The sequence below is a fragment of the Ramlibacter pallidus genome, from assembly GCF_015070875.1.
GTDB classification, from domain to species: Bacteria; Pseudomonadota; Gammaproteobacteria; order Burkholderiales; family Burkholderiaceae_C; genus Ramlibacter; species Ramlibacter pallidus.
On sequence record NZ_JADDIV010000003.1, the window covers coordinates 149,524 to 165,567 of the forward strand.

Sequence of the window (16,044 nt, forward strand, 5' to 3'; positions counted from 1 at the left end):
CGCGCGGCGCGCCCCGCAGAATGGTTGCATGCAACCCGCACAACGCCAGGAGACCGCCATGCCCCGCTCCCGCCTCCGCACCCTCGTCGCCCTTGCCGGCTTCGCCGCGGCCGCCGCCACTCCGTGGTCGTTCGCCCAGGCGCAGCAGGCCTGGCCGACCAAGCCGGTGCGCATCGTCGTGACCTTCACGCCCGGCGGTGCGCCGGACACGCTGGCGCGTGTCCTCGCCGAGAAGTGGGCCGGCCTCGGCCAGCCCATCACGGTGGACAACAAGCCGGGGGCCGGCGGCAACATCGGCGCCGATTTCGTCGCCAAGGCGGCCGGCGACGGCCATACGCTGGTGGTGGGCACGGTCGGCACCCACGCGATCAACCCGGCGCTGTACGAGAAGATGCCGTACAACCACCTGCGCGACTTCACGCCGATCAGCTTCCTGGCCTCCACGCCCAACCTGCTCGTGGTGAACAAGTCGGTGCCCGTGAACAACGTGAAGGAGCTGGTGGAGCTGGCGAAGAAGCAGCCCCTGTCCTTCGCATCGTCCGGCAGCGGCACCTCGATCCACCTCTCCGGCGAACTGTTCAACACCCTGGCCGGCGTGAAGATGCAGCACATCCCGTACAAGGGCCGGGCCAGCGCGATCCCCGACCTGATCGGCGGCCGCGTGCAGCTGATGTTCGACAACATGCCGTCCTCGCTGCCGCTGGTGAAGTCCGGCGAGCTGAAGGGCCTGGCGGTGACGAGCGCGCAGCGCTCGCCGGCGGCGCCGAACATCCCGACCATCGCGGAATCCGGCCTGCCGGGTTTCGAGGCGACCTCGTGGTTCGCGCTCTACGCGTCGCCCGGCGTGCCGCGCGACGTGCAGATGCGCATCAACGCCGAGGTGCAGAAGGTGATGGCCATGCCGGACGTGCGCGAGAAGCTCGCCGGCCTGGGCCTGGACGTGAACACCGGCACGCCGGAAGCGCTCATGACCTTCATGCAGGCCGAGACCACCAAGTGGGCGAAGGTCGTGAAGGAATCGGGAGCCAAGGCGGAATGACGATGCTGACACTGCACGGTTCGGCGATCAGCAACTACCACAACAAGGTCAAGCTCGCGCTGCTGGAAAAGGGCATCCCTTTCGAGGAGAAGAAGGTCGGCCTGCAGGACAAGGGCGAGGACGTCCTGCGGGCTTCGCCGCTCGGCAAGATCCCGTTCCTGAGCACGGAGCAGGGCACGCTGTGCGAAAGCCAGGTGATCCTGGAATGGATCGAGGCCGTGTACCCCGATCCGCCGCTGCTGCCGCGCGACCCGTTCGCCGCCGCCAAGGTGCGCGAGCTCGCCACCTTCATCGACTGGCAGCTGGAGATGGCGGTGCGGCAGCTCTATCCCTCCGCGTTCTTCGGCGCGCCGGCGCCTTCGGAAGCGAACCTGGCGCGCATCCGCCGCGAGGTCGAGCAGAAGATCGGCGGCCTGAAGCGCCTGTTGAAGCTATCGCCCTACGCCGCCGGAGACACGTTCACGCTGGCCGACTGCTCCGCCTTCAACACCTTGCCGCTGGTGGCCATGTCGACCCGGGCGGCTTACGGCGAAGACCTCCTGGCCGCCGCGGGCGTGGACCACAAGGCCTACGTCAAGTTCATCGGCGAGCGGCCCTCGGCACAGCGCGTGGTGGCGGACCGCAAGGCCGCATCGCAGCCGCGTTAAGCTCGCGGGGATGACCCCGGAACTCCTGCTGCGTCACCTCGACGAAGCCACCTTCTGGCCTGCGGGCTGCGGCCTGCCGGTCGGCGAAGCCTACGAGCGCGCGCTGAGCGTGCGGCAGCTGCGCATCGCGCGCGGCGAACGGCCGCGCGGCTACAAGGTCGGCTTCACCAACCGCGGGATCTGGCCGCGCTACGGCGTGTTCGCGCCGATCTGGGGCAGCGTCTGGGACACGACGCTGTCCTTCTGCGAAGGCGAGGGCGAGGTGGCGCTGGCCGGCACCTGCCAGCCGCGCATCGAGCCGGAATGCGTGTTCGGGTTGCGGGCCACGCCGCCCGCACGCGCCTCGCTCGACGACCTGCGCGCCTGCATCGACTGGGTGGCGCCCGGCTTCGAGATCGTCCAGTCGCACATGGCGGACTGGAAGTTCGAGGCGGCCGACACCGTCGCCGACGGCGGCCTGCACGCGCGCCTGCTGGTCGGGCGGAGGATTCCTGCCACCGAACTGCCGGCCGGCGCCACTGCTTTCGAAGCGAAGCTCGCCGCCGCCACGATCACGCTCTCGCGCGACGGCGAGCGGGTCGATGCCGGCAGCGGCGCCAACGTGCTCGAAGGCCCGCTGCACGCGCTGGCCCACTTCCTCGCGGCGCTGCGGGACTGCCCCGGCGCGACCGACCTGCAACCCGGCGACGTGGTGACCACAGGCACCTGGACGGACGCCTGGCCGGTGCAGCCCGGCGAGCATTGGCGGGCCGAGTTCTCGGCGCCGCTGCAGCCGCTGTCCGTCCGCTTCACCTGAGAACGCATGAACGCTCCCGCTCCCCAGGACTGCCTCGCGCCTTCCGCGCTGGTCGACAGCGACCACGCCGACGTGCGTGCCTTCGCCGAGCGCCACGGGCAGGGCGCGGACGACCGCGAGCGCGCGGTGGCGCTGTACTACGCGGTGCGCGACGGCTTCCGCTACGACCCCTACCGGCTGGACCTCGGCGAAGAGGGCATGCGCGCGAGCAGGGTCCTGTCCCTCGGCTACGGCTGGTGCGTGACGAAGGCCGCGCTGCTGGCGGCGGCCTGCCGCGCCATCGGCATCCCGGCCCGCCTGGGCTTCGCCGACGTGCGCAACCACCTGTCCACGCAGCGCATGCGCGACACGATGACGACCGACGTGTTCGTCTGGCATGGCTACACCGAGGTCTGGCTGGACGGCCGCTGGTGGAAGGCGACGCCGGCCTTCAACGTCGAACTGTGCGACCGCTTCGGCCTGCTGCCGCTGGAGTTCGACGGCCGCAGCGACTCGATCTACCACCCGTTCGACAGGAGCGGGCAGCGCCACATGGAGTACCTGCGCGAGCGCGGCAGCTTCCTCGACGTGCCGCTGGCGCAGATGGTGGCCGACTTCCGCGCGGTCTACCCGAACTGGCTGCAGGGTCCCGAAGCACGCAGCGAGCTGCACGCCAGCGACTTCCTTTCGGACGTTGCGCGCGAGCCCGGCACCACCCTATGATGCCGCGCGGCATTTCGCCGCGGGAGGAGAAGCCATGGACAAGCGACAGTTCCTCGGCGCCGCGCTGGCCGCGGCCGCCGTCCCCACGTTCGCGCAGGACCGCGCCGCCCGGCGCCAGGGCCCGGCGCTCCTGACCGTCACGGGCGCCGGCGTGCGCGCCAACCGCGGGCCGTTCGACCCGGTGCGCGACCAGATGATGGGCAAGCAGAAGCTCACGTTCACGCAGGCCCACGCCTTCGACTTCCGGGCGTTGACGGGGCTGCGGGCGCACTCCATCCAGCCGACGCTGGAATACGACGGCAAGCCGCACCGCCTGCGCGGCCCGCTGCTCGGGGACGTGCTGCGCGCCGCGGGCGTCACGGCCACGACGGGCCAGCTGGCGATGCGCGCCATCGACGGCTACGCGCCGACCATCCCCATCGCCGAGGCGCTGCGCCAGCGCTTCATCGTGGCCACGCACCTGGATGGCGAACCGATGGCACTCGGCGGCCTCGGCCCCCTGTGGGCGGTGTTCGATGCCGATCGCTTCCCCGAATCGGCCGCCAAGCCGGTGGACCAGCGCTTCGCGCAGTGCCCCTGGGGCCTTTACCACGTCGACGTGCAGGCTGGCTGAGCCTTTCCGGCCGGGCCGGAAGGCGACTACCGGCGCCATCGCCGGCCGACTACAGGGACGCGCCGCGCACAGCGCTACGGTAAGGCATCGCCACACGGAGCCTTGCCATGCACAAGAACCGATTCGTCCTGCGGGCCCTGCTGCTCGCGGTGCCCCTGGGCATCGCGGCGGTCCCGCCGGCCCTGATGGCCCAGGAAAAGGCCAGGAGCACCGCCACGCAGAAGAAGGCCGCGGCCCGGCCGGCCGCCGTGGTGCCCACGCCTTTCCCGCTGGATGCCACCGAGCACGCGATGCAGCTGAACACCGACACCACGATGCCGGTGCTGAAGCAGGGCGACAAGGGGCCGGCCGTGATCCGCGCGCAGGTCATGCTGGACCGCAACTGGTTCTCGGTGGGCGAGATCGACGGCTCCTTCGGCAGCAACATGAAGCGTGCGCTGTCCGCCTTCCAGCAGGCGCGCGGCCTGCCGGTGACGGGCACCGTGGACGAGGCGACCTGGGGCGCGCTGTCGCAGGGACAGGCGCCGGTGTTCGCCACCTACCAGCTGACGCAGGAGGACGTGAACGGCCCGTTCGTGACGATCGCCGCCGACGACCCGGTGCAGCAGTCGCAGCTGCCGACCCTGGGCTACCAGAACATGGGCGAGGCGATCGGCGAGCGGTTCCACATGAGCCCCAAGCTGCTGGCCGCCCTCAACCAGGGCCGTGACCTGCAGCCCGGGCAGGCCATCGTGGTGCCGGACGTGGGCCGCGCCGCCACGCTGGCGACGGCGACGGTGCTGCGCATCGACAAGTCCGACAAGATGCTCTACATCATCGGCGAGGGCGACAAGGTCATGGGCGCGGTGCCGGTGAGCATCGGCAGCTCGCAGGACCCGCTTCCGCTGGGCGAACTGAAGACGGTGAGCGAGGTCAAGTTCCCCGACTACAGCTACAACCCCGCGCTGCTGCGCAACCCGAAGGCCGACCAGAAGCTGAAGCTGCCCAAGGGCCCGAACAGCCCGGTCGGCATCATGTGGCTGGGCCTGACCAAGGAACATTGGGGCATCCACGGCACCTCGGAGCCGTCGCAGATGGCCAAGGTGGAGACCAACGGCTGCGTGCGCCTGACCAACTGGGATGTGCTGCGGCTGTCGACGATCACGGAGCCCGGCGTGCGGGTGGAGGTGCAGGCATGAACCGCGTCGCCACTTCCGTCCTCGCCGCCTGCGCGGTGCTCGCGCTGCAGGCCTGCGACGTCCGCGTGACCGACGCGCCCACCGCGCAGTCCCCGGCCGCGTCTCCCGCGCCCGCCGCGGCGCAGCCGGCCGCCGAATCGGTCGCGGCCGCACCCGCCACGCCCGCACCCGCGGCGGAAAACGCGCCGGCCTTGCCCGCGCAGCAGCCCACGGAACCGCTGGATGCCCAGGCTCCCGCGGCCGCGCAGGCAACGGCGCCCGGCAGCGACCCGCAGGCCGCGGCCCTGCCCGACCCGATCCCGATGGGGAGCGCGACCATGGGTGCCGCGCCCGCCCCCGCCGCGCCGGCGACGCTGCAAGGCGTGGCGGCGGCGACCGAGATGGGCACCTTCGTCACCAGCAGCGGCACGCCCGTAGGCGGCGCGGCGCAGGCGAAGCCCGCGGCGGGCAAGGAAGGCGCCAAGTGACCGGGTGGCGGCGTCCCGTGCTCGTGGTCCTGGCCGCGGCGGCCCTGGCGGGCTGCAGCGACGAGCCGGTGCGCACCACGGTCACGCCGCCACGCGTCACGCTGCCGGAGAACGCGCCGCTGCATGGCAGCGCCCCGACCGCGGCGCCCCAGACAGCCGCTCCGGCGACGGCAGCGGTCCCGGCTGCGCAGGACGCGCCGCCCGTGGCCGCGGCGCCGCCGACCTCCGTCAGCGGCGCGGGACCGGCGCCGCTGCCGCAGGTGAAGAACGTGGGCGACGCCGAAGGGGCGCGCCTGCTGGCGCAACGCGCGCTGCTCGTGCCGGTGGCTGGCATCGCGCCGGCCTCGCTGTCCGACCACTACGAACTCGCGCGCGGCCAGCGGGTGCACGAAGCCATCGACATCATGGCGCCCACGGGGACGCCGGTCGTCGCGGTGGACGACGGGCGCATCGAGAAGCTGTTCAACAGCCGCGCCGGCGGCCTCACGATCTACCAGTACGACCGCGAGGCGAAGCTCACTTACTACTACGCGCACCTGGACCGCTATGCGCCGGGCGTGCGCGAAGGCCTGGAGGTCAAGCGCGGCGACGTGATCGGCTACGTGGGCAGCACCGGCAATGCCAACCCGGCGGCGCCGCACCTGCACTTCGCCGTGTTCCGCCTGCCGCAGCCGCCCAAGTGGTGGGAAGGCGAGGCGGTGAACCCGTACCCGGCCCTCAGCCGCGCGGCGCCGGCGGCACCGCAGGTGGCGAGCCGCTAGCGCGCTGGGTGGCGGCGGGCGATCAGCACGTACAGCGCCGCGCCCAGCACCAGCAGACCGGTCGCGATCCACAGCGAGACCGCGAAGCCGGCGGCCGCGTTCGCGCTGCGCGCGACCAGCCAGGCGGCCAGCGGCGGCCCGACGATCTGCCCGAGCCCGTACGAGGCGGTGAGCAGGCCCATGAAGCTGGTGGCCTGCAGCGGGCGCACGCGCCGCACCTCCTGCATCGCGAAGAAGGTGATCGCCGTGAACGGCAGGCCGAGCAGCAGGCTGCCGAGGGCGAAGCCGGCGAGCGTCGGGCTCACCAGGCTGGCCGCCACGCCGACCGCCTGGATCGCATAGCAGGCCGCCAGCCGCAGCCGCAGGTCGCCGCCCGCGGGCAGGCGCGACGCGCCGATCGCCCCGAGCATGACCCCCGCGCCGAACAGCGGCCAGAACAGGTCCAGCCAGGGCGAGCCGGGCAGGGCCTGGCGCGCGATCACGGGCAGGAAGGTCGCGGTGATGATGTAGCCGATGCCGGCCAGGCCGTAGGCCACCGTGAGCAGCGCCATCTCGCCACTGCCCGCGTGGGACGGCCCGGCGGCCTGCGCGGTCGCCTGCGGCGGCGGCGCAGCCGCGGCCACCGCATGGCGTGCGTCGAACACGCGCCACACCGCCGCCGTGAGCAGCGCAGCCAGCACGCCGAAGGTGAGCCAGCCCGTCGCCGCCGGCGCGTGCGCCTGCACCAGCGCGGTGGCGGCCAGACCGCTGGCCACGATGCCCAGGCCGGGGCCGACGTAGATCAGCGCGCCCATCGCCGGCACGCCGCGCCGCGCGAGCTGTTCGAGGCAGAACCCGGTGGTGTAGAGGAAGACGACGGCGCTCGCCACGCCCGCGGCGAACCGCAGCAGGACCCAGGCGGCGGGCAGGTGCAGCGCCATGCCGAGCGTGAGCAGGGTGGTGGCGGTGAGGCCGGCGCGCACCAGCCGCGTACCGTTGACGCCGCTGGACCAGCCGAAGCGGCGCCAGATCCAGGGCTGGAAGGTACAGGCGAGGGCGCCCACCAGGTAGCCGAAGTAGTTCGCGCTGGCCAGCAGGCTCGCGCCGGCGAGGTCGACGGAGCGCTCGGCCAGCATGATCGGCAGCAGGGGCGTGAAGGCGAAACGGCCGATGCCCATGGCGACGGCGAGGGAGACGAGGCCGGCCAGGGCGATGGCCAGGGGCCGCAGGGGTCTGGAGGTCATGTGCGCGCGGAGTGTCGCATGCGCCGGGGAGCCCCATCCCGATCACGGCTACCATCACGCCCCATGAAAATCATGCTTGCGCTGCGACCGTGCAGCCCCGGACTGGCCCATCGCCTGGCCGCGGACGAGGCCCTGGCGCGCGCGCTGGGGGCCAAGCCGAACCCCGCGGTGGGCTTCCTGTTCCCCCGGTTCTTCGATGCGTCCGGCCCGGTCCTGCCCCGCCTGCTGGAGCTGGCGCAGGGCGAGCCCGTGAGCTTCCTGCGCGACCTGCAGTGCACGCCGGGCGAGCTCGATGCGTCCTCGCATTTCGAGGCCGTGTGCCGCTCCACCATCGGCCAGAGCCGCGCGGACTCGAAGGCGACGATGGCGGCCTACCACCAGGACAGCCTGCACCCGACGGCCAGCCGCTGGTCGGTGCGCCTGCCGCAGCGCATCTACCTGAGCAAGGCCGTGGCGGACACGGCCATCAGCCACGTCGACGAATGGACCGGCGAATACGTGCTGGGTGCGCAGGCGGCGCAAGGCCTGCGCGCGAGCGGGCTGACCGGCTTCGACCTGCGCCCGGTCCTGAACCACAAGACGAACCAAGGGCACGAGGCGGGCCACCACCTGGTCGCGCGCGAACTGCTGCCGGCGGCGCTGGAGGATGCGACCACCTTCGAGACCTACGACGACGGCCCGCGCCAGCCTTCGACGCCGCGGCGGTACGGCCTGCTGACGTATGCCGAAGGCGCGCTCGCGTCCAGCCCCGACCTGGCCCGCACCGCGGAGCCCTGGGGTGCGTGGCGCACGCCGGTCTGGATCGTGCGGCAGCGCGCCCGCGCCTGGTTCGAGGCGGCGCAGGTGCGCGGATGGAAGTTCCAGCCGGTGCTGGCCGAGGGCAGCCGCCTGCACGCCGAACACACGCAGCGCTGGGACGACCTGCTCGGGCGGCTGCGCGCCGCCGGCGCCAGCGTGATGGCCTAGCGCTTCAGCGCGCGACGAGGACCGGCACGGCCGACTCCGCCACCACCTTGGCGGCGACGCTCCCGAGCATCAGCCGGCTGACGCCGGTGCGGCCATGGGAGCCGACCACCACCAGGTCGGCGCCGACCTGCTGTGCCGATTGCGCGATGCCGGTGGACGCGCCGACGTTCTCCACCAGCCGCGTCTGCAGGTCCACTTCCGGCGCCTGCGCGCACAGGTCGGCGACCTTCGCATGCGCCCGCGCGGCGTGCTCCAGGGCCGCCGACATGTAGGCCTGGAAGCCCATGGGATTGGCCTCGCCGATGCCCAGGTAGGGGTAGGGATCCACCACGTAGAGCGCGGTGAGCCTGGCCCCGTGGGCGCGGGCCAGCTGCACGGCGATCTGGGCGGCGTGCTCGGAGGCGGCGGAGCCGTCGGTGGCGAGCAGGATGTGTCGGAACATGGCAGACCTCGTTCGAAGGGACTGCGGTGATGGTGCAGTCGCCCGCCGCCCGGCCGGTTGACTTGCGTCAAGCGCGGAGCCTGCGCGGCGCCGCCCGATAATCCGCCGCATGGCCTTCCCGATCGATTCGACCACCATCACCCACGGCATCCAGCTGTCGGTGGCACCCGTATTCCTGCTCACCGCCGTGACGGGGATGATCGGGGCGGTGGCGGGGCGCCTGGCCCGCATCATCGACCGCGCGCGGCTCGTGGAGGACCGTTCGCGCGACAGCACGGACGCCGAGTGGCTCGCCCGCGCCGGGCACGAGCTGCGGCAGCTGCGGGTGCGGGGCATGCTCGCCAACGGCTGCATCGCGCTGCTCACGCTGTGCGGGCTGCTGATCGGGCTGACCATCATCGTGATCTTCGTCGGCGAGACGGGGGCCATGCAGATCAGCCGCTGGGCGATCACCAGCTTCCTGCTGGGCGTGGCCTGCTTCCTGGCGGCGCTCCTGTGCTTCCTGGCCGAGACCTTCCTGGCGACCCGGGTGCTGGAATTCCGGGTGCGACCGGGGGCCGGTCCGCTTGAACCCGGCCGGCCGCGGGGATAGCATGGGCCGGCCGCGCGGTGCGGCAAGGAGGCCGGGATGCCGCAGCTCATAGCGACCGTCAAGGGAGTCGAGGTCAGGCACGTGCACCTGAAGAAGGACCGCACGACCCTCGGGCGCAAGCCGGAGAACGACATCGTGCTGGACACCATGGTGGTCAGCGGCCAGCACTGCGCCTTCGACCTGGTGGGCGTCGCCGACGTCTTCCTGGTGGACCTGGGCAGCACCAACGGCACCTACGTCAACGACCGCATGGTCAAGGAGCGCACGCACCTGAACGACGGCGACGTGATCGCGATCGGGCCGTACCGCATCAAGTTCCTGCAGGCCAGCGAGGAGCCGAGCACCTTCTTCGGCACCACCTCGTTCCACACCTCCGAGCTGCAGCCTCTGCACGCCAGCTTCGCGGTTCTGACCGGCACCTCGGCCGGCCTGGAAGTCCCGGTCGTCAAGGCGGTCACCACCTTCGGCAAGCCGGGGGTGTCGGTCGTCTCCGTGGCCCAGCGCCGGGGCGCCTACTTCGTCACCCATCTGGGGGGTGAGACCCGGCCGCTGCTGAACGACAAGCCGATCGGCGAAGAGCCCCTGATGTTGTCCGACCGTGACGTCCTCGACCTGGCGGGCACGCAGATGCGCTTCCACCTGGGCGGATGAAGCACAATGACCGGATGGGACTGATCGACCGGATTTTCGGCAACGGCAAGGAGCGCGACGCAACCGGCACGGGCGCGAGCACGCAGTTCCACGAGAGCGAGCCCGATTCCGACGATCCGCACGTCTCGCGCAACGCGACGCGGCGCGAGCTGGTGCAGGTGGTGCTGCGCGACACGATGCGCAAGCACGGCGTGCCGAGCGACTGGGTCGAATGCCGGATCCTCTCGGCGGTCACCCGCAACGGCCGCAGCGGCCTGCACGTGAACTTCGTGGTGCGCAAGGCCCACGACCGCCTCATCACCTACGTGTTCGCGTTCCAGGACAGCTTCGAGCGCGAACTGGCGCGCTACGAGCCGCGCGCCCGCGACTGGCTCCTGAGCCTGGGCTGGGAGTTCCAGGGCTTCGATGCCGCGGCGATGCCGGACCCGCACACCTGGGCCCAGGGCGGCCCGGCACCGCTGGCGGCGGAACCGCACCCGGCCGGCGCGGCCCTGGACATGGACAGCGAGCCGCCGAAGTCCGACGACGACGTGCAGCGCGACCTGCAGGCGCTGTTCGCCATCCGCGACGCGGCGCTGGCGGATGCGGCCGGACGGCCGCGCCCTGCCCAGCCGGAGGCCGGCCCGTCCACCGGCGGCCTGCCGGAGTTCGAACCGACCCGGCCCTTCCACGATTCCAATCCGCCCAAGCCGCGCTGAGGCGTATCCGGCACGTGAAGGTGCCGTTTCGGGCTGCAACAAGGGCGAGGCTCTGCAACGCGGGAACGCCCGGCCCATCCGCCCGTTACGTAAAGAGCCCGGCCGCGGCGCGGCTGCCGCGAGCATGCGTCCTCTCGTCAACCACACGAAGGAAGAGCGATGCTGAGAAGGATTGGGAGCACCGGGCGCTGGGGCTGGGGAGCCGCACTCGCGGCGGCGGGGTTGCTGGCCGCTTGCGGCGGCGGGGGCGGGGATCCCGCCGCGCAAGGCACCTTGCGAATGGCCCTCACGGACGCGCCGAGCTGCTACGAGCATGTCTACGTCACCGTGGAGAAGGTCCGCGTGCACCGCAACGCCGATGCGAGCGGCGAGGGAACGGTCGGCTGGAGCGAGATCGTCGTGTCGCTGGCGAAGCGCATCGACCTGCTGGGCCTCACGAACGGCATCCTCGAGGAGCTCGGGAGCACGCAGCTCCCCGCCGGCACCTATTCGCAGGTGCGCGTGGTGCTGGCGGCCAACACGGGCTCGAACCCGCTGGCCAATGCCGTGCAGCCCGTCGGCGGCGCGCTGGTGCCGCTGAAGACGCCCAGCGCACAGCAAAGCGGCCTGAAGCTGCAGGCCCACTTCACGGTGGAGGAGAACCAGACCACGGACCTGGTCGCCGACTTCGACGCCTGCAAGTCGGTCGTCACCGCCGGCAACTCGGGGGGCTACCTCCTCAAGCCGGTGGTTTCCGTCTCGCCCCGTGTCGCGACCGGCATCCAGGGCTACGTCAGTACCAGCCTCACGTTGGGAAGCACCACGGTGACGGCCCAGAAGGACGGCACCGTGCTGCGTTCGACGGTTCCCGATGCCGGCGGCAAGTTCATCCTGGCCTTCCTGCCGACGGGCACGTACACGGTGGTGATCACCTCCGAGGGCCGCGCGACCAACGTCGTCACGGGCGTGCCCGTCGGCGCGACCGCCGGGCAGCCGGTGACGACGCTGGCGAGCCCGGGCAGCCCGATCCTGCCGCCGGCGTCGACGATGCGCACCGTGTCCGGCAGCGTCCTGGCCGGAACGGCCCCCCTGGTCGACACCACCGTGGTGGCGCGCCAGGCGGTGGCAGGCACCACCGTCGAGATCGCCAGCCGGCAGGTCGACGGCGAACTGGCGACCTACAGCCTGCGGCTGCCCGAGGGGGCGCCGCTGCGCGCGCCGTATGCGACCGGCGCGCTGACGTTCACGGCCGACGCCGCGGCGGCGGGCAAGTACGCGCTGGAGGCGCAGCCGGTGGGACGCACGCCGAAGCAGGCGGCCGTCGACGTGACCGGCGCCGACGCGACGGCGAACTTCACCTACTGATGCAGGGCCGGCGGCGGCGGCGTGCGCCGCCGCCAGGGGCTTGCAAAAGCGCGTGCGGCGCCCCACCTGTGCTGCATGAACACCACCGTCTCCAAGAACCTCGTCATGCTCGCACGCATGCTCGAGCGCCTGGACCGCAGCGACGTCGCGGTCGACCCGCTGCAGTACCGCGGCGTGGTGGAACACCTGGCGCAGGTGCTGCGCTCCGTGCCCCATGACGCGGCGCTGGAAGCGGTGCTCGAGGCCTCGCCCGCCACCGCGGAGCTCTACGAGAACCTGCAGTACCAGCATGCCGGCCTGTGCCGCTCCCCGCTGGAGCCCGCCTTGAACGCCGAACTCGCGGCCCGCGCCGCGATCGACGCGGCGCGCCGCTCGGCGGCTCAGCCGAAGGCCTGAAGCGTGGCGTAGCCCTGCCCGCCGGGCAGGCTGCGCACCAGCGCATAGCCCGGTCCGGCCTGCCAGGCCAGGGGCTGGAAGCCGGGTGGCGGCGTGGACCCGAAACCCTTGCGTGCCAGCGTGACGTGCGGGCGGTAGCGCCGCGTCTCCACGGGAACCTGCAAGGCCTGGAGTTGCGCGCCCAGCCGCGCATGGAACGCGGCGAGGGCCGGCGGGACTTGCGAGGCCTCCAGCACCGCGATGCCTGGCGGCCACACGGTCGGCCGGTCCAGCAGCAGTTCGCAGCCTTCCCACCGAACGTCCAGTCCCGACCGCAAGGCGGTGACCGTCGCCGCAGAGACCGTGCCGAGGAAGTGCAGCGTCACGTGCAGGCGCTCCGGCCGCGTCCGGCGCGCAGCCTCGGTCCAGGTCCAGGCGCCGGCGTGCCGCTCCAGCCCCTCACGCTGCGCGGCGTCCGGCCAGAGCGCGAGGAAGAGGCGTTGCGATGCGGCGTCCGGCATCCGCCGATTCTGCGCGGACCGGCATCCGATCTGCGGATGAGCAGAGGATGGCGCGTGAAGGCGCTACAGTCACGCCCCAGAACAATGACCCTTCCCGAGCTGCCGGCAGACGTTCGCCGGTTCATCCTCACCAGCGTGCCGTCGGTGCCGTACCTCGAGGCGGTGCTGCTGCTGCGCGCCGAGCCGGCCCGGGCGTGGGACGCCGCACAGCTCGCGCGGCGCCTGTACGTCCCCGAGCGCAATGGCGTCGAGCTGATCGGCCTGCTGAAGTCCAGCAGCATCGCGCAGCCCGTGGGCGACACCAGTTCCGTGCGCTATGCTCCTTCGGCCGAGCTGGGGGAGCTGCTGGACCGCGTCGCGCAGGCGTATGCGTCCGACCTCGTGGCGGTCACCGACCTCATCCATTCCCGCATCGACCGGCGCGCGCAGCAGTTCGCCGACGCCTTCCGTTTTCGCAAGGAGTGACAGGCAACACATGGCGGCGCTCATCTATTCCCTCTGCGCGCTCACGTCGATCACGTGCCTGGTGCTGCTGTGGCGCAGCTGGCGCGCGAGCGGCGCGCGGCTGCTGTTCTGGTCGGCGCTGTGCTTCGCGGCCCTGAGCGTGAACAACGTGCTGCTGGTGGTCGACCGCGTCGTGCTGCCGACGCAGGTCGACCTCGGGACGTGGCGGCTGCTCTGGGCGCTGGCGGCGGTGCTGCTGCTGGTCTTCGGCCTGGTCTGGGAGGAGGACTGAGCATGGAGCAGATGCTGACGGGCGCCATCGCGGTCGGCTGGCTGGTCGCCGGCCTGTTCTTCTTCCGCTTCTGGCGCCACACGCGGGACCGCTTCTTCCTCTGGTTCGCGCTCTCGTTCTGGATCGAATCGGGCAACCGTGTCGCGCTCGGCACCATCGCCGGTGCCGGCGAGGACAACCCGGCGTTCTACGGCCTGCGCGTGGTCGCCTACGGGCTGATCCTGCTGGCCATCTGGCAGAAGAACCGCCCGGGCAAGTGATCAGAACTTCGGGATCCGCAGCGTCTTGCTGATCATCAGGCTGCCAGAGAGGACGTACACCAGCGACAGCGGGTGCAGGTCCCACGGCCCGAGGTCCACGACGCCGCCCCACAGGCGCGCACCGATGTCGCCCTGCCACGCCGCCCACGCCAGAATGCCGGTCAGAACGACGCTGGTCGGGATCGGCGTGCCTTCGAAGTAGGCCACCTTGCCCGAATCGCCGGCGAGCTGTTCCGCGGTGACGTTGAAGCGCGCGAGCCGGCTGACGCCGCAGCACACGAAGTAGATCAGCGCCGCCGCGTCCCAGCCGCCCTGCATGCCGGCCGCGAAGCCCAGCGCCGCGGGAGCCACGCCGAACGAGATCACGTCCGAGAGCGAATCGAGCTCGCGGCCCAGGGCCGAGTGCTGGTGCCGCGCCCGCGCGATGCGGCCGTCGAGCACGTCGAAGAAGAAGGCCAGGGGCGCGAGGGCCGCCGACCACAGGAAATGCGCGCGCTCGCCGGAGGCCAGGTACAGCATCGCCAGCAGGATCGCGCCCACCCCGCAGGCGGCATTGCCCAGGGTGAAGAAGTCGGCCAGGTGGAATTCCCTGACCATGGAGAAGTGGCGCGGCGCGGCAGTGCGTTCCATGGGGCGTGGTCCTTGGTTCAGCCCGCACCTTAAGCACGAGCCAGCCGCGCGCCCGTCGTCTGCGGGCAGCGCGGCTTGTAGTCGCATGCCGACGCCGTGACGGCCGGCGGAATCTGGTTTCCAATAAGGGATGAGCATGGCAGCAGCGGACCGCGAGGCGATCGAATCCCCCTACGCCTGGGCGCGGCTGGCCATGTCGCTGCTGCTGATGACGATCGGCGGCTCCGGCATGTACGCCATCAGCGTGATCCTGCCGCGCATCCAGCAGGACTTCGCGATCGACCGCGGCGCGGCTTCGCTGGCGTACACGCTGACGATGATCGGCTTCGGCGTGGGCGGGATCCTGATGGGGCGGCTGGCCGACCGCTTCGGCGTCATGGCCGTGGTGATGCTGGGCGCCGCGGGGCTCGGCGCCGGCTACATCGTGGCGGGACTGGCGCCGGGGCTGGCGCTGTTCTACGTGGCGCAGGGCCTCTTCATCGGCCTGCTCGGCACGTCGGCCAGCTTCGCGCCGCTGGTGGCCGACACCTCGCGCTGGTTCGACCGCCGCCGCGGCATCGCGCTGGCGATCTGCATGAGCGGCAACTACACCGCCGGCGCCGCCTGGCCGCCGGTGATGCAGTCCTTCATCGACACGGTGGGCTGGCGGCAGACGTACATCGGCATGGGCGTCTTCTGCATCGCGAGCATGGTGCCGCTGGCCCTTTTCCTGCGACGCAGGCCCCCGGCGCAGCCGGTGCCCACCACGGCGGCGGCTTCCGCGACCGCCTCGCCGCGGCCGCTGGGCCTGCACCCCCACGTGCTGCTCGGGCTCCTGTGCCTGGCCGGCGTGTCCTGCTGCGTCGCCATGTCGATGCCGCAGGTCCACATCGTGGCGTACTGCAGCGACCTCGGTTTCGGGGCGGCGCGCGGCGCGGAGATGCTGTCGCTGATGCTCGGGTTGGGCGTCGTGAGCCGGCTGGTGTCCGGCTGGATCTCCGACCGCATCGGCGGACTGCGCACCCTGCTGCTCGGATCGCTGCTGCAGGGCATCGCGCTGCTGATGTTCCTGCCCTCGGACGGACTCATGTCGCTGTACCTCGTCTCCGGCATGTTCGGGCTGTTCCAGGGCGGCATCGTCCCCGCCTACGCGCTGATCGTGCGGGAGTACTTCCCCGCCGAGGAGGCCGGCGCGCGGGTCGGCACGGTGCTGATGGCGACGCTGCTCGGGATGGCGCTGGGCGGCTGGATGTCGGGCGCCGTGTTCGACCTCACGGGCTCCTACCATGCGGCCTTCCTGAACGGCATCGCGTGGAACCTCCTGAACCTGTCGGTCGTCGGCTTCCTGCTCTGGCGTGCCACCGCCATGGGGTTGATCCGCGGCTGGCCCGCCCCCGGAAGGCGCGCGGCGGCTTGAGGTAGAG

Annotated in this window: 22 protein-coding genes; 18 read left to right on the plus strand and 4 right to left on the minus strand. The window is 71.8% G+C overall.

Features of this window, described 5'->3' with window-relative positions; genetic code table 11:
• Positions 1–58: 58 nt before the first annotated feature.
• The 8 genes from IM787_RS09810 (at position 59) to IM787_RS21760 (ending at position 6,203) form a co-directional block, all read left to right on the plus strand.
• Entirely contained in the window at positions 59–1,039 is a 981-nt protein-coding gene (locus IM787_RS09810; RefSeq protein WP_227494254.1) for a Bug family tripartite tricarboxylate transporter substrate binding protein, read from the plus strand.
• A gap of 2 nt (positions 1,040–1,041) precedes the next feature.
• Positions 1,042–1,686 carry a glutathione S-transferase family protein gene (locus IM787_RS09815; protein WP_193677093.1) on the plus strand — a complete coding sequence of 215 codons (645 nt, stop codon included), beginning with the start codon at positions 1,042–1,044 and terminating at the stop codon, positions 1,684–1,686.
• Between the two features lie 10 nt (positions 1,687–1,696).
• Positions 1,697–2,482, plus strand: a complete 786-nt coding sequence (locus IM787_RS09820) for a 2-keto-4-pentenoate hydratase (protein WP_193676494.1) — start codon at positions 1,697–1,699, stop codon at positions 2,480–2,482.
• Between the two features lie 6 nt (positions 2,483–2,488).
• Complete coding sequence (locus IM787_RS09825) at positions 2,489–3,184, plus strand: transglutaminase-like domain-containing protein (protein ID WP_193676495.1); 696 nt, start codon at positions 2,489–2,491, stop codon at positions 3,182–3,184.
• A gap of 34 nt (positions 3,185–3,218) precedes the next feature.
• Entirely contained in the window at positions 3,219–3,797 is a 579-nt protein-coding gene (locus IM787_RS09830; RefSeq protein WP_193676496.1) for a putative pterin-binding protein, read from the plus strand.
• Between the two features lie 107 nt (positions 3,798–3,904).
• A complete protein-coding gene (locus IM787_RS09835) occupies positions 3,905–4,975 on the plus strand; it encodes a L,D-transpeptidase family protein (RefSeq protein ID WP_193676497.1) in 1,071 nt (356 codons plus the stop codon).
• Entirely contained in the window at positions 4,972–5,442 is a 471-nt protein-coding gene (locus IM787_RS09840; RefSeq protein WP_193676498.1) for a hypothetical protein, read from the plus strand. The genes IM787_RS09835 and IM787_RS09840 overlap by 4 nt, the downstream gene beginning before the upstream one ends.
• Complete coding sequence (locus tag IM787_RS21760) at positions 5,439–6,203, plus strand: M23 family metallopeptidase (RefSeq protein ID WP_354004390.1); 765 nt, start codon at positions 5,439–5,441, stop codon at positions 6,201–6,203. The genes IM787_RS09840 and IM787_RS21760 overlap by 4 nt, the downstream gene beginning before the upstream one ends.
• Here IM787_RS21760 and IM787_RS09850 read toward each other — a convergent pair.
• Positions 6,200–7,426: a YbfB/YjiJ family MFS transporter gene (locus IM787_RS09850; protein WP_193676499.1), complete on the minus strand. Its 1,227-nt coding sequence runs from the start codon at positions 7,424–7,426 to the stop codon at positions 6,200–6,202. The genes IM787_RS21760 and IM787_RS09850 overlap by 4 nt on opposite strands.
• A 63-nt stretch (positions 7,427–7,489) precedes the next feature.
• On the opposite strand from IM787_RS09850, the gene IM787_RS09855 reads away from it, so the two are divergent.
• The gene (locus IM787_RS09855) at positions 7,490–8,392 is read left to right on the plus strand and encodes a hypothetical protein (RefSeq protein ID WP_193676500.1); all 903 of its coding nucleotides are present in this window, start codon (positions 7,490–7,492) and stop codon (positions 8,390–8,392) included.
• 4 nt (positions 8,393–8,396) lie between these two features.
• Here IM787_RS09855 and IM787_RS09860 read toward each other — a convergent pair whose 3' ends face one another.
• Positions 8,397–8,834 carry a universal stress protein gene (locus tag IM787_RS09860; RefSeq protein ID WP_193676501.1) on the minus strand — a complete coding sequence of 146 codons (438 nt, stop codon included), beginning with the start codon at positions 8,832–8,834 and terminating at the stop codon, positions 8,397–8,399.
• Between the two features lie 109 nt (positions 8,835–8,943).
• Between IM787_RS09860 and IM787_RS09865 the strand changes: the two genes are divergently transcribed.
• The 5 genes from IM787_RS09865 (at position 8,944) to IM787_RS09885 (ending at position 12,515) form a co-directional block, all read left to right on the plus strand.
• Positions 8,944–9,426, plus strand: coding sequence for a DUF2721 domain-containing protein (locus IM787_RS09865; protein ID WP_193676502.1), 483 nt, complete (start codon positions 8,944–8,946; stop codon positions 9,424–9,426).
• Between the two features lie 36 nt (positions 9,427–9,462).
• Positions 9,463–10,077 carry an FHA domain-containing protein gene (locus tag IM787_RS09870; protein WP_193676503.1) on the plus strand — a complete coding sequence of 205 codons (615 nt, stop codon included), beginning with the start codon at positions 9,463–9,465 and terminating at the stop codon, positions 10,075–10,077.
• 14 nt (positions 10,078–10,091) lie between these two features.
• On the plus strand, positions 10,092–10,775 hold the full coding sequence (locus tag IM787_RS09875) for a hypothetical protein (RefSeq protein WP_193676504.1): 684 nt from the start codon (positions 10,092–10,094) through the stop codon (positions 10,773–10,775).
• 159 nt (positions 10,776–10,934) lie between these two features.
• Positions 10,935–12,119: a DUF4382 domain-containing protein gene (locus tag IM787_RS09880; protein ID WP_193676505.1), complete on the plus strand. Its 1,185-nt coding sequence runs from the start codon at positions 10,935–10,937 to the stop codon at positions 12,117–12,119.
• A gap of 75 nt (positions 12,120–12,194) precedes the next feature.
• Positions 12,195–12,515 (plus strand): hypothetical protein, encoded by a 321-nt coding sequence (locus tag IM787_RS09885; RefSeq protein ID WP_193676506.1) that lies wholly within the window; start codon positions 12,195–12,197, stop codon positions 12,513–12,515.
• On the opposite strand, the gene thpR is transcribed toward IM787_RS09885, so the two are convergent.
• Positions 12,500–13,015 (minus strand): RNA 2',3'-cyclic phosphodiesterase, encoded by a 516-nt coding sequence (thpR, locus tag IM787_RS09890; RefSeq protein ID WP_193676507.1) that lies wholly within the window; start codon positions 13,013–13,015, stop codon positions 12,500–12,502. The genes IM787_RS09885 and thpR overlap by 16 nt on opposite strands.
• An 84-nt stretch (positions 13,016–13,099) precedes the next feature.
• On the opposite strand from thpR, the gene IM787_RS09895 reads away from it, so the two are divergent.
• Genes IM787_RS09895 through IM787_RS09905 form a run of 3 tightly spaced genes read left to right on the plus strand, consistent with a single transcriptional unit; the run spans position 13,100 to position 14,011 of the window.
• On the plus strand, positions 13,100–13,480 hold the full coding sequence (locus IM787_RS09895; RefSeq protein WP_193676508.1) for a hypothetical protein: 381 nt from the start codon (positions 13,100–13,102) through the stop codon (positions 13,478–13,480).
• Positions 13,481–13,490: 10 nt separating this feature from the next.
• Complete coding sequence (locus tag IM787_RS09900; protein WP_193676509.1) at positions 13,491–13,751, plus strand: DUF5985 family protein; 261 nt, start codon at positions 13,491–13,493, stop codon at positions 13,749–13,751.
• Between the two features lie 2 nt (positions 13,752–13,753).
• Complete coding sequence (locus IM787_RS09905; protein WP_193676510.1) at positions 13,754–14,011, plus strand: DUF5985 family protein; 258 nt, start codon at positions 13,754–13,756, stop codon at positions 14,009–14,011.
• Here IM787_RS09905 and IM787_RS09910 read toward each other — a convergent pair whose 3' ends face one another.
• On the minus strand, positions 14,012–14,641 hold the full coding sequence (locus tag IM787_RS09910) for a CDP-alcohol phosphatidyltransferase family protein (RefSeq protein ID WP_193676511.1): 630 nt from the start codon (positions 14,639–14,641) through the stop codon (positions 14,012–14,014).
• 130 nt (positions 14,642–14,771) lie between these two features.
• Here IM787_RS09910 and IM787_RS09915 point away from each other — a divergent pair, with 130 nt between their 5' ends.
• Positions 14,772–16,037 carry an MFS transporter gene (locus IM787_RS09915; RefSeq protein WP_193676512.1) on the plus strand — a complete coding sequence of 422 codons (1,266 nt, stop codon included), beginning with the start codon at positions 14,772–14,774 and terminating at the stop codon, positions 16,035–16,037.
• Positions 16,038–16,044: the final 7 nt, after the last annotated feature.

What these genes read in the sequence shown, in the direction of transcription:
- IM787_RS09860 (WP_193676501.1), bottom strand. Translation starts at nt 8,834, where the DNA reads ATGTTCCGACACATCCTGCTCGCCACCGACGGCTCCGCCGCCTCCGAG.
- IM787_RS09870 (WP_193676503.1), top strand. Translation starts at nt 9,463, where the DNA reads ATGCCGCAGCTCATAGCGACCGTCAAGGGAGTCGAGGTCAGGCACGTG.
- IM787_RS09855 (WP_193676500.1), top strand. Translation starts at nt 7,490, where the DNA reads ATGAAAATCATGCTTGCGCTGCGACCGTGCAGCCCCGGACTGGCCCAT.
- thpR (WP_193676507.1), bottom strand. Translation starts at nt 13,015, where the DNA reads ATGCCGGACGCCGCATCGCAACGCCTCTTCCTCGCGCTCTGGCCGGAC.
- IM787_RS09850 (WP_193676499.1), bottom strand. Translation starts at nt 7,426, where the DNA reads ATGACCTCCAGACCCCTGCGGCCCCTGGCCATCGCCCTGGCCGGCCTC.
- IM787_RS09900 (WP_193676509.1), top strand. Translation starts at nt 13,491, where the DNA reads ATGGCGGCGCTCATCTATTCCCTCTGCGCGCTCACGTCGATCACGTGC.
- IM787_RS09905 (WP_193676510.1), top strand. Translation starts at nt 13,754, where the DNA reads ATGGAGCAGATGCTGACGGGCGCCATCGCGGTCGGCTGGCTGGTCGCC.
- IM787_RS09835 (WP_193676497.1), top strand. Translation starts at nt 3,905, where the DNA reads ATGCACAAGAACCGATTCGTCCTGCGGGCCCTGCTGCTCGCGGTGCCC.
- IM787_RS09910 (WP_193676511.1), bottom strand. Translation starts at nt 14,641, where the DNA reads ATGGAACGCACTGCCGCGCCGCGCCACTTCTCCATGGTCAGGGAATTC.
- IM787_RS09830 (WP_193676496.1), top strand. Translation starts at nt 3,219, where the DNA reads ATGGACAAGCGACAGTTCCTCGGCGCCGCGCTGGCCGCGGCCGCCGTC.
- IM787_RS09840 (WP_193676498.1), top strand. Translation starts at nt 4,972, where the DNA reads ATGAACCGCGTCGCCACTTCCGTCCTCGCCGCCTGCGCGGTGCTCGCG.
- IM787_RS09895 (WP_193676508.1), top strand. Translation starts at nt 13,100, where the DNA reads ATGACCCTTCCCGAGCTGCCGGCAGACGTTCGCCGGTTCATCCTCACC.
- IM787_RS09915 (WP_193676512.1), top strand. Translation starts at nt 14,772, where the DNA reads ATGAGCATGGCAGCAGCGGACCGCGAGGCGATCGAATCCCCCTACGCC.
- IM787_RS09825 (WP_193676495.1), top strand. Translation starts at nt 2,489, where the DNA reads ATGAACGCTCCCGCTCCCCAGGACTGCCTCGCGCCTTCCGCGCTGGTC.
- IM787_RS09815 (WP_193677093.1), top strand. Translation starts at nt 1,042, where the DNA reads ATGCTGACACTGCACGGTTCGGCGATCAGCAACTACCACAACAAGGTC.
- IM787_RS09875 (WP_193676504.1), top strand. Translation starts at nt 10,092, where the DNA reads ATGGGACTGATCGACCGGATTTTCGGCAACGGCAAGGAGCGCGACGCA.
- IM787_RS09865 (WP_193676502.1), top strand. Translation starts at nt 8,944, where the DNA reads ATGGCCTTCCCGATCGATTCGACCACCATCACCCACGGCATCCAGCTG.
- IM787_RS09810 (WP_227494254.1), top strand. Translation starts at nt 59, where the DNA reads ATGCCCCGCTCCCGCCTCCGCACCCTCGTCGCCCTTGCCGGCTTCGCC.
- IM787_RS09880 (WP_193676505.1), top strand. Translation starts at nt 10,935, where the DNA reads ATGCTGAGAAGGATTGGGAGCACCGGGCGCTGGGGCTGGGGAGCCGCA.
- IM787_RS09820 (WP_193676494.1), top strand. Translation starts at nt 1,697, where the DNA reads ATGACCCCGGAACTCCTGCTGCGTCACCTCGACGAAGCCACCTTCTGG.
- IM787_RS09885 (WP_193676506.1), top strand. Translation starts at nt 12,195, where the DNA reads ATGAACACCACCGTCTCCAAGAACCTCGTCATGCTCGCACGCATGCTC.